Annotated in this window: 11 protein-coding genes; 9 read left to right on the top strand and 2 right to left on the bottom strand. The window is 59.9% G+C overall.

Annotated features, from left to right (window positions below; genetic code table 11):
* The first annotated feature begins 2 nt into the window (after nucleotides 1-2).
* The 8 genes from ACTJK7_RS02040 (at nucleotide 3) to ACTJK7_RS02005 (ending at nucleotide 10,548) form a co-directional block, all read left to right on the top strand.
* Nucleotides 3-2,657 carry a TonB-dependent receptor gene (locus ACTJK7_RS02040; protein WP_323151184.1) on the top strand — a complete coding sequence of 885 codons (2,655 nt, stop codon included), beginning with the start codon at nucleotides 3-5 and terminating at the stop codon, nucleotides 2,655-2,657.
* A 114-nt stretch (nucleotides 2,658-2,771) separates the two neighbouring features.
* A complete protein-coding gene (locus ACTJK7_RS02035) occupies nucleotides 2,772-4,622 on the top strand; it encodes an extracellular solute-binding protein (RefSeq protein ID WP_108562246.1) in 1,851 nt (616 codons plus the stop codon).
* The gene (locus ACTJK7_RS02030; protein ID WP_064381296.1) at nucleotides 4,609-5,673 is read left to right on the top strand and encodes a microcin C ABC transporter permease YejB; all 1,065 of its coding nucleotides are present in this window, start codon (nucleotides 4,609-4,611) and stop codon (nucleotides 5,671-5,673) included. The genes ACTJK7_RS02035 and ACTJK7_RS02030 overlap by 14 nt, the downstream gene beginning before the upstream one ends.
* Nucleotides 5,673-6,695: an ABC transporter permease gene (locus ACTJK7_RS02025; RefSeq protein WP_108562244.1), complete on the top strand. Its 1,023-nt coding sequence runs from the start codon at nucleotides 5,673-5,675 to the stop codon at nucleotides 6,693-6,695. The genes ACTJK7_RS02030 and ACTJK7_RS02025 overlap by 1 nt, the downstream gene beginning before the upstream one ends.
* A 1-nt stretch (nucleotide 6,696) precedes the next feature.
* Nucleotides 6,697-8,331 (top strand): ABC transporter ATP-binding protein, encoded by a 1,635-nt coding sequence (locus ACTJK7_RS02020; protein WP_440780130.1) that lies wholly within the window; start codon nucleotides 6,697-6,699, stop codon nucleotides 8,329-8,331.
* Nucleotides 8,332-8,365: 34 nt separating this feature from the next.
* Nucleotides 8,366-8,893 (top strand): PAAR domain-containing protein, encoded by a 528-nt coding sequence (locus ACTJK7_RS02015; protein WP_064381302.1) that lies wholly within the window; start codon nucleotides 8,366-8,368, stop codon nucleotides 8,891-8,893.
* 12 nt (nucleotides 8,894-8,905) lie between these two features.
* Entirely contained in the window at nucleotides 8,906-9,946 is a 1,041-nt protein-coding gene (locus ACTJK7_RS02010) for a hypothetical protein (protein ID WP_085646805.1), read from the top strand.
* 95 nt (nucleotides 9,947-10,041) lie between these two features.
* Complete coding sequence (locus tag ACTJK7_RS02005; protein ID WP_064381305.1) at nucleotides 10,042-10,548, top strand: hypothetical protein; 507 nt, start codon at nucleotides 10,042-10,044, stop codon at nucleotides 10,546-10,548.
* A gap of 90 nt (nucleotides 10,549-10,638) precedes the next feature.
* On the opposite strand, the gene ACTJK7_RS02000 is transcribed toward ACTJK7_RS02005, so the two are convergent.
* Nucleotides 10,639-10,956, bottom strand: a complete 318-nt coding sequence (locus tag ACTJK7_RS02000) for an SCP2 sterol-binding domain-containing protein (RefSeq protein WP_007959502.1) — start codon at nucleotides 10,954-10,956, stop codon at nucleotides 10,639-10,641.
* 48 nt (nucleotides 10,957-11,004) lie between these two features.
* The gene (locus tag ACTJK7_RS01995; RefSeq protein WP_108562238.1) at nucleotides 11,005-11,715 is read right to left on the bottom strand and encodes a histidine phosphatase family protein; all 711 of its coding nucleotides are present in this window, start codon (nucleotides 11,713-11,715) and stop codon (nucleotides 11,005-11,007) included.
* Nucleotides 11,716-11,922: 207 nt separating this feature from the next.
* Here ACTJK7_RS01995 and sohB point away from each other — a divergent pair, with 207 nt between their 5' ends.
* Nucleotides 11,923-12,945: a protease SohB gene (gene sohB / locus ACTJK7_RS01990; RefSeq protein WP_064381309.1), complete on the top strand. Its 1,023-nt coding sequence runs from the start codon at nucleotides 11,923-11,925 to the stop codon at nucleotides 12,943-12,945.
* Nucleotides 12,946-12,980: the final 35 nt, after the last annotated feature.

The raw sequence follows: 12,980 nt of genomic DNA, 5'->3' as shown, positions 1-12,980 counted from the left end.
TCATGATCCATTTTTCACCCGTTAAATTCCCTTTGAGCCTGGCCTTGCTGCTGGCGATCAACACATTGCCGGCGATTGCTGCCGACAGCAGTGCTACAGAACCGACCACCCAGTTGCAACGGATCGAAGTCACCGGCACCGCGATTCGTCGGGTCGATGCCGAAACCGCTGTGCCTGTCACCATCCTGCGGGTCGAGGAATTGCAGAAGCAGGGCGTGACCACCACCGAAGAGCTGGTCAGCCGTATCTCTGCCAACCAGTCGTCCGTAGGCTCCGGGCGTTCGGTGGGTTCTTCCAGCGGCGGCGCGTCTTATGCGGACTTGCGTGGCATTGGCCCGAACAAGACTTTGGTGCTGCTCAACGGTCGGCGTCTGAGCAACAACGCGACCAATGCGATCAATGGCTCTGGCGTCGACCTCAACACCATCCCGTTCGCTGCCATCGACCGGGTGGAGGTGCTGCGCGACGGCGCCTCGGCGTTGTATGGCACCGATGCCATCGGTGGGGTGATCAACTTCATCACCAAGACCAGCCTCACCGAAGGCCAGATCAGCACCAGCTACGACACGCCGACCCACTCCGGTGGCGGTGAAAGCCGTAACGTCAGCGGCAGTTGGGGTTTTGGTGATTTGCAGGACGATCGCTTCAACGTTTTCGGCGTGGTGAGCTACGACAAGCAGAATCGCCTGGCGGCCGATGATCGCGGCTACACCTATAACTACCAGCCGGGACGCGGACTCGATTACACCTCCGGCACGGCATCGCCCGCCAACTGGAGCCAGGGCAGTAACGCCACCAACCCGCTGGCCGGTTCCGGTTGCAATGCGCCGGGGCTGTTGTCACGCAACGGCATCTGCCGCCAGAGCCTGTGGAATTACCTGGATCTGGTGCCGGAAACCGAAAAGACCTCCGCGTTCGCCAAGGCCACCGGCAAGCTGTCGGATGATCACAACGTCAGCCTCGAATACTTCTGGGCGCGCAACGAAAACCGGACGCAGATCGGCCCCGGCACTTTGATGGGCAATCAGGTCAATCCTGGCACGGCGTTCTATCCGGGTAACGGCATTACGCCCGGCCCGAGCGGTTTCGCCCTCGACCCGACGCAACCGGTGGACGTGAACTGGCGTGAAACTGCCGTCGGTGCCCGGCAGCATGAAGATGACAATACCGGTCAGCGCCTGCTGTTGAACTTCGACGGCACGCTGGTCGGGTGGGATTACAACCTCGGCGCGTCGTACAACCAGAACAAGGTGGTCAACACGATTCGCAGCGGTTACGTGAACGACCGCGCCGTCAGCCAGGGCATCGCCAACGGTGTGATCAACCCGTTCGGTCCGCAGACGGCTGCCGGTTCGGCATTACTGGCAGCCAACGAGGTAAATGGCGATTACGCGACGGCAGTGGGCCGGGTCAAGGCGATTGACGGGCGCATCAGCCGCGAAATAGGCGACTGGTTCGGTGCAGGGCCTTCGGCGCTGGCGCTGGGCGGTGAGTACCGCAAGGAAGATTTCCATCAGGATTTCGCTGCGTTTGCCGGCGACGTGCAGAGCCTGGGTGTTGATCCCAATGGCAGCGTAAAAGGGGATCGCAGCGTCTCGGCCCAATACGCCGAGGTCAACGTGCCGGTGCTCGACAGCCTTGAATTATCCGCCGCCGTGCGCCACGACAAATACAGCGACTTTGGCAGCACCACCAACCCGAAGTACTCGTTCCGCTTCCAGCCCTTCAAGGAACTGGTGGTGCGTGGCGCCTACAGTGAAGGCTTCCGTGCGCCGTCGCTTTATGAGTTGTACAACCCGACGTTCACCTCGTTCACCAATGCCAACTACAACGACCCGCGCCTGTGCGCCGGTGGCAACCCGAGCAACGGCGGGATCGCCAACCGCGACTGCGCCCAGCAGTTCAATCGCACCTCCGGCGGCAACACCGACCTGAGCCCGGAAACCGCACGCAACGTCACCCTCGGTTTCGTTTATCAGCCGTTTGATCGACTGACCACCGGGCTGGATTTCTGGTGGATTGACATCGCCAACCAGATCGCCGAATTCCCAGAATCGGCGGTGTTCGAAAACCCGGAGCTGTACCCGGAGCGCCTGATCCGCAAGCCTGATGGTTCCATCGATCACATCGTCACCGGCCTCGCCAACCTCGGAAAGATCAAGACCAACGGCGTCGACGTGAGCTTCGACTATCGCCTGCCGAGCACACCGTACGGCGATTTCGGCATCGGTCTGCAAGGCACTTACGTCACCCGTTACGACTATCAGCAGCAGCTCAAGGGCGACTACATCGACAAGCTCGGCGATTTTCGTGGCGGCGACTTTGCTTCAGCCGGCGCCGTGGCTCGTTGGCGTCACAGCCTGACCGGCAGCTGGAACTACGGTCCGCTCGGTGCCAGCCTGACCAACCGCTACACCAGCGGTTACCACGACTCGGATCGCGAGACTCACGACTACGTCGGCTCGTACAACGTCTGGGACGTGGCCGGCACATACACCTGGCGCAAGACCCTGGCGGTGACCCTCGGGGTGAAAAACCTGTTCGACCGCGAGCCACCATTCAGCAACCAGACCTACACGTTCCAGAGCGGCTATGACCCGAAATACGGCGACCCGTTTGGCCGCACGCTGTACACGCGGGTCAATTACAAGTTCTGAGAATGATCGGTGACGGCGGGTTTTAGTAACACATGGTTCTAAACCCCGCCCTATAAAAAGGCCCGGCCTGTTGCACATCACAGTCAGGCAGGCGCGTGGTGAAAGGATCTGCCCATGTTTTCCAGAGTCATTCTGTTCAGCGTCGGTCTGTCGCTGAGCCCGGCGCTGTTCGCGGCGCCCCAGCACGCCCTCACGGTCTACGGCGAAGCCCCGAAATACGCCCCGGACTTCCAGCATCTGGCCTACGCCAACCCCGACGCGCCCAAGGGTGGAACCTTGCGCCGCTCTTCACTGGAGAGCGGCCCGTTCGATCACCTGATTCCCTACATCGACAAAGGCACCGGCGTCGCTGACATCGACGGCTGGCTCTACGCGCCGCTGGCCTATCGCAGCAAGGACGAGCCTTACAGCGTCTACGGTCTGGTGGCGCAACGGATGGAGCTGGACGCGGATCGGCGCTGGCTGCGCTTTTACCTCAACCCCAAGGCACAGTTCGAGGACGGCACGCCGATCACCGCTGAAGACGTGCGCTACACCTTCGAACTGTTCACCACTCAGGGCAGCCTCAAATATCGCCAGCAGTTTCGTGATGTCGCCGAGGTGCAGGTCGAGTCGCCGACCCAGGTGCGTTTCGTGTTCAAGAACAACGAGAGCCGTACCTTGCCGCTGGATCTGGCGACGTTGCCGGTGCTGCCCGAGCATTGGTGGCGCACACGCAATTTCGCCGATGGCGCAGGCTTCGAGATTCCGCCGGGCAGCGGGCCGTACAAGGTCAGCGCGGTGGATGCCGGGCGCAGCGTGAAGTTTCAGCGGATCAAGGACTGGTGGGGCAGGGATCTGCCGATCACTCGCGGGCTCTACAACTTCGATCAATTGAGCGTGGAGTTCTTTGCCGACACGGACGTGTCGCGACAAGTGCTCAAGGCCGGTGGCTTTGATTACAACCGCGAGTTCTCCGCCACCAGTTACACCATCGGTTACGCCGGGGCGGCGCTGGAGCAGGGCAAGTTGCTGCGTGAACACCTCGCACCCGGCGCCGCGCAAGGTGCCCAGGGATTTGCGTTCAACTTGCAGAAGCCGGTGTTTCAGGATCGCCGAGTGCGGCAGGCGATCGCCATGCTCTGGGATTTCGAATGGAGCAACCGGCAGATGATGCGCAGTATGTACCTGCGTCAGCGCAGCTTCTTTTCCCACAGTGCGTTGTCGGCCACCGAACTGCCGGATGCCGAGGAACTGAAAATCCTCGAACCGTGGCGCGGCAAGATTCCCGATGAAGTCTTCACTCAGGTGTTCGAGGCGCCGCGCACCGACGGCAGCGGCAACGTCCGCGCGCAACAGTTGCAGGCACTGAAACTGTTGGAGGCCGCCGGCTGGAAACCCCGAGGCGATCAACTGGTGAATGCCGCCGGCGAGCCGCTGCGATTCACCTTTCTCAACGGCCAGAAGGGATTCGAGCGTCTGCTGCTGCCGTTCAAACGCAACCTGGTGCAGATCGGCATCGGCTTCGATATTCGTCAGGTCGACACCGCGCAATACACCAACCGCGTACGCAGCCGCGACTACGACATGATCGTCGTCGGTTACCCGGTGAGTCAGGCGCCGGGGCGCGAGCTGTTCAACTATTTCGGCTCCGACGGCGCTGATGATCCCGGCTCCAACAACTACATGGTGCTGCGCGACCCGGCGGTGGATGCGCTGCTTGAAGGCGTGGTGCAGGCAAACAATCGCGAGAGTCTGCTGCGCCACGCCCATGCGCTGGATCGGGTGTTGCAGTGGGGTTACTACTGGATTCCCAACTACTACCCGCCGGGGATTTCCACGGTGTGGTGGAACCGCTTCGGTCGCCCGGCAATTGCGCCGCTGTACGACGCCGGCCTCGACACCTGGTGGGAAATCAGCCCGACCGCGCTGACCGCGACGCAAATGCAGCAACAGCAAAAGGAGTACGCCCATGTGGGGTTATAGCCTGCGGCGTCTGCTGCTGATCGTGCCAACCTTGCTGGCGATTCTGCTGGTGAACTTCGTGATCGTGCAGGCCGCGCCCGGTGGCCCGGTCGAGCAGGCTATCGCCCGATTGCAGGGGATCGGTGTCGGTGCGGCGGTGGGTGCCAGCCATGTCGAAAGCATTGGCGGCGAGTCCCGCGCGACCCGTGGGCTGGACCCGAAACTGGTGGCCGAGATCGAGCGCCAGTACGGCTTCGATAAAAGCGCCGGCGAGCGCTTGTGGCTGATGCTCAAGAGCTATGCGCAACTGGATTTCGGCAAGAGTTTCTTCCGGGGCGCGACGGTGACCGAGCTGATCTGGCAGAAACTGCCGGTGACCTTGTCGTTGGGATTGTGGGCGACGCTGATCACTTATCTGGTATCGATTCCGCTGGGCATTCGCAAGGCGGTGCACAACGGTTCGGCGTTCGATGTCTGGAGCAGCGCGGCGATCATCATCGGCTATGCCATGCCGGGGTTTCTGTTTGCGCTGCTGCTGATTGTGGTGTTCGCCGGTGGTACGGCGCTGGACTGGTTCCCGGTGCGCGGGCTGGTCTCGGACAACTTCACCGAGCTGTCGCTGTGGGGCAAGGTTGCCGATTACTTCTGGCATCTGGTGTTGCCGGTCAGTGCGCTGGTGATCGGAGGTTTCGCGACGCTGACGATCCTGACCAAGAACAGCTTCCTCAACGAGATCTCGCGGCTGTACGTGGTCACGGCCCGAGCCAAAGGCCTGAGCGAACGACAGGTGTTGTACGGGCATGTGTTTCGCAACGCGATGCTGCTGGTGGTGGCGGGATTGCCCCAGGCGTTGGTCACGGTGTTCTTCGGCGGCTCGCTGCTGATCGAAGTGATCTTCTCCCTCGACGGTCTCGGCCGCCTGAGTTACGAGGCAGCGGTGTCGCGGGATTACCCGGTGGTGTTCGGCTCGCTGTTCATCTTCACCCTGTTCGGGCTCCTGATAAAACTGCTGGGCGACCTGTGTTACACGCTGGTCGATCCGCGCATCGACTTCACCGCGAGGACTGCCTGATGCCGACGCTTTCTCCCATCGGACAGCGCCGTTGGGCGCGGTTCAAGGCTCATCGGCGCGGCTGGTGGTCGTTATGGCTGTTTCTCGCGCTGTTCGGCCTGAGCCTGGGCGGCGAACTGGTCGCCAATGACAAGCCGTTGCTGGTGACCTTTCAGGGCCAGTGGTATTTCCCGGCGTTCAAGCGCTACACCGAGCAGGATTTCGGCGGCGAACTGCCGTTCCAGCCCGACTACCGCAGCGCCCAGGTGCGTGAATTGATCGAGGGGCAGGGCGGACGGATGTGGTTTGCGCCGATCCCGTTCGGCTACGACACGGCTAACTACGACCTCACTGAACCGGCCCCGAGCCCGCCCACCGCTGAAAACTGGCTGGGCACCGACGATCAGGCGCGGGACGTGCTGGCGCGGGTGATATTCGGCACGCGGGTCTCGCTGTTGTTCGCCCTGGCGTTGACGGCGGTGAGCGCGTTGATCGGTATCGCCGCCGGTGCCTTGCAGGGCTATTACGGTGGTTGGGTCGACTTGCTCGGGCAGCGTCTGCTGGAGGTCTGGTCGGGGCTGCCGGTGCTCTATCTGCTGATCATTCTGTCTGGCTTCGTCGAGCCGAACTTCTGGTGGTTGCTGGGGATCATGGCCCTGTTTTCGTGGCTGAGTCTGGTGGACGTGGTGCGCGCCGAGTTCCTGCGCAGTCGGGGGCTCGAGTACGTGAAAGCGGCGCGGGCGCTGGGTGTCGGCGACGTGCAGGTGATCGTGCGGCACATTCTGCCCAATGCCATGAGTGCGACCTTGACGTACCTGCCGTTCATCCTGACCGGGGCGATTGCGACGTTGTCGGCGCTGGATTTCCTTGGTTTCGGCATGCCCGCGGGCAGTGCTTCGCTGGGTGAGTTGATCGGTCAGGGCAAGAACAATCTGCAAGCACCATGGTTGGGGCTGACGGCATTTTTTGCCCTGGCGCTGATTCTTTCTTTACTCGTATTCATCGGCGAAGCCTGCCGTGATGCCTTCGACCCCAGGACTTGATATGCGTAAACATCTGATCGAAATACGCGACCTGCGGGTAGCGTTCAAAGGGCAGGAAGTGGTGCACGGCATCAACTTCGACATTTGCCCGGGCGAATGCCTGGCGCTGGTGGGCGAGTCGGGTTCCGGCAAGTCGGTGACGGCCCACAGCATCCTGCAATTGCTGGACCCGAACATCACGCAGATCGACGGCAGCATCCGCTACGGCGGCGAAGAGTTGCTGGGGGTGCACGAGCGCTATCTACGGCAACTGCGCGGCAACCGCATCGCGATGATTTTTCAGGAGCCGATGAGTTCTCTAAATCCGTTGCACAGCATCGAGCGGCAACTCGGCGAAAGCCTGGCGTTGCACAAGGGACTGGCGGGCGCGGCGGCGCGCAAACGGATTCTGGAGCTGTTGGAATTGGTGGGCATTCAACGACCGCGCGAGCGGCTGAAAGCGTATCCGCATCAGCTCTCCGGCGGGCAACGGCAGCGGGTGATGATCGCCATGGCGCTGGCGTGCGAACCGCAATTGTTGATTGCCGATGAGCCGACCACGGCCCTCGACGTCACGGTGCAGCGCAAGATTCTGTTGCTGCTCAAGGAGCTGCAACAGCGGCTGGGTATGGCGCTGCTGATCATCAGTCACGACTTGAATCTGGTGCGCACCATCGCCCAGCGGGTGGCGGTGATGCGCGCGGGCGAAATCGTCGAACAGGCGAGCTGCGAGCAGTTGTTCCGTGCGCCGCAGCATCCCTACAGCATCGAATTGCTCAACGCCGAACCCGGTGGCGCGGCGTTGTGCCGTGATGCAGCGGAGGATTTGCTCAAGGTTCGTGATCTGCATGTGCGTTTTCTGCTGGGCGGCGGGTGGCTGCGGGCCAAGTCGTATCTGCACGCGGTCAACGGCATCGATCTGAACCTGCAGCGGGGCAAGACGCTGGGCATTGTCGGTGAGTCGGGCTCGGGCAAGTCCACGCTGGGTCAGGCGATCCTGCGTCTGATCGACGCCGATGGCAGCATCCGCTTCAAGGGGGAAGCGCTTGAGCAACTGAGCGGCAAGCAATTGCGTCCGCTGCGCAAACGCCTGCAAGTGGTGTTTCAGGATCCGTTCGGCAGCCTCAGCCCGCGCTTGTGCGTGGAGCAAATCATTGCCGAAGGGTTGCAGGTGCATAGTGATATGACTGCTTTTGAGCGCGAACAGGCCGTGATCGAGGTATTGAAGGAGGTCGGACTCGACCCGGCGACGCGTCATCGCTATCCCCACGAGTTTTCCGGCGGGCAGCGACAACGCATCGCCATCGCTCGGGCGCTGGTGCTCAAGCCGGATCTGATCCTGCTCGATGAGCCGACCTCGGCACTGGATCGCACCGTGCAGAAACAGATCGTCGCGTTGTTGCGCCGATTGCAGGAGGAGCACGGTCTGACTTATCTGTTCATCAGTCATGACCTGGCGGTGGTGCGGGCGCTGGCCCATGATCTGATCGTGATGAAGGATGGCGAGGTGGTGGAGCGTGGCGAAACGGCCGGGTTATTCCATTCCGCCCGGCACCCGTATACGCGGGAGCTGCTGGCGGCGTCGTTTGTGACACCGGTCACGGCAGAAACGGGCAGCCAGGAGGGCAGACTTTCACCCACGGAGCAGATCCGGTAAATTTCCCGGCTCCGCTCATACAAGGATGTAGATGATGGCAAAACCTGCCGCGCGCCTCAGCGATCTCAATGCCTGCCCGATCACTGGACACAGTACCAACCCCAGCACCAGCGGTTCACCCAATGTGAACATCAATGGCATGCCCGTGCTGCGAGTCGGTGATACCACCGCCTGCGGGGACTCGGTCACCGAGGGCATCGGCAACATCCTGATCAATGGCAAGCCAATCGCCTTTCTTGGTAGCGCCACTGCCCATGGTGGAATGATCATTACCGGCTCCGGTGACGTTTTTGTCGGCACGCAGGTGGGCGAGGCTCCCTTCACCCCGATCGTTACAGTGCCTAAACATAGCGAACGCTTCCAGTTGGTGGACGAGAACACCGGCGATGCCATTCCCGATATGCTTTATTGCATCGAAACCGGTGATGGCCAGCGTTTGGTCGGCCACACCGATAACCACGGCAATGCCGCGCGAGTGTTTACCGCCAATCCGACCTCCATAACCGTGCAATGGGGCAAGGAAGCAGCTGCGCATCTGGATGCTTTGGGTATCGATTACTAAGGAGGGTGACGCGTGGCAGCACCGAAAAAGAAACAGGCCCAGACCACTGACCAGCATGGGACGACTCAGGTCAAAGGTACGCTCGCCCAGGATTATGTGACGGTGGTGGGGGCTTCCTATATCAGTTTCATGGCCAATATCCGTGGTCAGCGCGGCAACATGATGAACTTCATCAATCAGGGTATACGGCAAATAAAAAACTATCCTGAGCCCACACCGAATTATTCCGTGCAAAGAGCATTTCTCATCTTCAAGGATGAATACGATCCGAAACTTCTCGCCGAAGTCAAAAAGATCGTGACGGAACGCTATAAGGCCGAGTACCGCGAATACGACAATATCTCGCAACTGGTCGATTTTGTGGTTTCGCGCAAGCGCAGGGGGCGTGAAATCAAGCAGATGGATTTCTTCTCACACGGCGTGGTGGGTGCTATCGAGTTTGGTTATGAACTCGACAAGCGTGAAAGTTACCGCTTGCGCGACGCCCAGGCCCGAATGTTTACACCCGATGCATTCGCTTATGGAGCCAGGATCTATTCCTACGCCTGTCGTACCGGGCTGGGAATCGATGCTGATTTGACGGTGAGAGAAAACGAGGATCCCCACTACGAACGCAGTCTGGCGCAGATTATGGCGAATGCGACCGGTGCCGTTGTGTGGGCATTTCCGCGACGCAGTCTGTATGACCAGACCTATGGAACCGACGAGGATCGTCAGGCTGTCGAGAAAGCACCTGCCCGCCAGGAAGCCGACAAGGCGGCGAGCCGTGCTTATCGCAAACAACTGAGTGACTATCAGCGACGCCTGGCTGCTCATCGAACGGCGCAAAAAAATCCCGAAGCGCAGTTACCGCACGAAACCGCTCCTGTTGCTCCGAAAAAAACCTTGTCGGAGAGAGATGCTGCATTGCTCAAACAGGCTCAGGGACGAGATCAATACAACAGCACCCTTGGTTATCCTCTGGATGCCGAAGGCGCTGTCCACCCCGTTCGATCCGGTAATACACCGGATGGCGTTCCAAAAAAGCTATGCGAATACAAACCCGTCAAATGACGACCACAACACGACTATCGAAGTGTTTCGCCGTAACCGCCCTGATTCTTGTGGTGGCAGGCATTGGCTATTTTCTGGTTGGCAAGGAATACGACATGTCCTCAAAAGTGATGATGAATTACGGACTCTGGAGCCCTGAAGACAATCGTTTCGATGCATCTCGCTGGTTCGAAAGCGGAATGTACCGCCGGCGCACGACAGGGACGCCAGCAGAAATCAGCGTCGACACGATGCTGCGCAACAAACCACTGCCTGTAACACGAGAGATGAATGAGGATCTGGTGGCGATTGCAGGGGTTGCGCTCGAGTATGACTTTCCCGAAATCAATACGGACTCGCTGATCAACCATCCGCCACAATTGACTCAACGTGTCAGATATTGGGTTAGCAAGTTCGATCAGCCTGACAAGCCAGTTGATCTATACAACCTTTATCTTGAATTGGATGGGCAACGTTTTGTGATCACTTTCAGCAGGGATGCGCAGACAGGTGATCTGATCGACAACAACAGTGCGCGAAAGGTTTCGGTTGACCAGGAAGCAGATGCTGAATACCTACAGGTATTCAGAGCGATGGACGAGGCTGAACGCCCTCGGCACTGACCGACCCGATTTTTTCAAACCATAAAAAAATCCCGTTACAAGTACGGGATTTTTTTATCAGACAGGCTCCGCAATATCGGAGCCGCGATCTTACGCCGGAAACAGCTCGGACAGTTTCATCGACAGCATCATGTCGCCTTCAACGCGCAGCTTGCCGCCCATGAACGCTTGCATGCCGTCGGTTTCGCCGCTGACGATGCCTTTGAGGGTTTCGCTGTCCAGCACCAGCGTGCAGTTGGCATCCGGGTTTTCGCCTTCCTGGATATCGCAGGTGCCGTCTTTGACGATCAGGGCGTATTGCTTGTCTTCGTCAGTGATGTTGAAACCGAAGACCAGATCCAGACCGGCAGCGGCGGCTGGGTTGAACTTGGCTTGCATTGCTTTTACGGCATCAGCTACGGAGGTCATGGTTCGATCCTTTTTGGTTGATTGCAGCAGGGTCACAGTAATCCGGACTCAGCGAAAGGTGATGAGTTCCGGGGCCTTCAGCAGTTGCAGGTGTGCATGACTGTTGAAGGAAGCCAGCGCCACCTCGCGACCGCGGAACTTCAGCTGGTTGAGCGAGGTGTTGACGATTTGCCAGTTCAGTTCAAAGGCCTGCCGGGCAGGCATTTGGGTAATCAGGTGAAGCAGGGCGGTGATCGTGCCACCGGAGGTGAACACCGCGATTTTCTGGGAGTTGTCGGCCTGTTCAAGGATTCGGTGCAGCCCGGCCTGGACCCGCTCGACGAAACCCAGCCAGCTTTCCAGCCCCGGCGTGTCGTAGGTGCCGGCGAGCCAGCGTTCGATGATCAGGGCGAAGATGCGCTGGAACTCGCCACGGTTTTGCGCGGCATTACGCAGGATTTCCAGGGCTTCGGGCTCTTCCGGCAACATGGCCGGGAGCAGGGCGCGGATCACGGCGTCAGCGTCGAATTCGTTGAAAGCGGAATCGATTTCCAGAACCGGAACCGACAGGCCGACGGCGGCGAACTGTTCCAGCGCGCTGTTGGCCGTATGTTGCTGGCGTCGCAGATCGCCCGACAGGCAGCGGTCGAAGCTGATTCCGAGTTCGGCGAGGTGACGGCCGAGGATTTCTGCCTGGCGTACACCGGTCGGCGACAGGACGTCATAGTCGTCTGCACCGAAGGAGGCCTGGCCATGTCGAATCAAGTAGATGCTGCCCACGTCCGCGTCGTCCCGGTACGTTGAAGGTTGAGGCGAGGTTATGGGGATGACGGTGAGCTGTCAATGAAAAAACATACGCTTGTTTGAAATGCCCGTTCCAGCCTTGTTGCCAGAGGTTTCACGGCTGGCCGACGGGCCTGTGCATGGGTATGCTGGAGCCAATTCCCGCGTGTGTTTCACGACCGCGCATCGTTTGAAGGAGTCACTGTGGAGTTTTTGACTGAATACGCCAGTTTCCTGGCCAAGACCGTAACGCTGGTCATCGCCATTCTGGTGGTGCTGGCGAGTTTTGCTGCGTTGCGCAGCAAGGGCCGGCGCAAATCTGCCGGCCAGTTGCAGGTCAGCAAGCTCAACGATTTCTATAAAGGCCTGCGTGAGCGGCTGGAGCAGACCCTGCTCGACAAGGATCAGCTCAAGGCCTTGCGCAAGGGCCAGGCCAAGTCCGAAAAGAAACAGAAGAAGAAACCCGACGCCAAACCGCGGGTATTCGTGCTGGACTTCGACGGCGACATCAAGGCCTCGGCGACTGAAAGCCTGCGCCACGAGATCACCGCGCTACTGACCCTGGCCACACCGAAGGACGAAGTGGTCCTGCGTCTGGAGAGCGGCGGCGGCATGGTTCACAGCTATGGTCTGGCCTCGTCGCAACTGGCGCGCATCCGGGAAGCCGGCGTGCCGTTGACCGTTTGCATCGACAAGGTCGCGGCGAGCGGCGGCTACATGATGGCGTGCATCGGCGAGAAGATCATCAGCGCGCCGTTTGCGATTCTCGGTTCCATCGGTGTGGTGGCGCAGTTGCCCAACGTCAACCGCCTGCTGAAAAAGCATGACATCGATTTCGAAGTGCTGACCGCTGGCGAATACAAACGCACCCTGACCGTATTCGGCGAAAACACCGAGAAGGGTCGGGAAAAGTTTCAGGAAGACCTGGACATCACCCACCAGCTGTTCAAGAACTTCGTTGCCCGCTATCGCCCGCAACTGGCGATCGACGAAGTCGCCACCGGTGAAGTCTGGCTCGGCATCGCGGCGCTGGACAAGCAACTGGTCGATGAGCTCAAGACCAGCGACGAATACCTGGCCGAGCGTGCCAAACAGTCCGAGGTCTATCACCTGCACTACGCCGAGCGTAAGAGCCTGCAGGAGCGCATCGGCATGGCGGCCAGCGGCTCGGTGGATCGCGTGTTGCTGAGCTGGTGGAGCCGTCTGACCCAGCAACGGTTCTGGTGAATCGGGCATAAAAAAACGCCGGTCGAATGACCGGC

It is taken from the genome of Pseudomonas sp. 22085, assembly GCF_052045815.1.
Classification (GTDB): domain Bacteria; phylum Pseudomonadota; class Gammaproteobacteria; order Pseudomonadales; family Pseudomonadaceae; genus Aquipseudomonas; species Aquipseudomonas glycinae.
The sequence above is the reverse complement of the archived record's forward strand: the minus strand, read 5'-3'. Positions and strand labels throughout refer to the sequence as shown.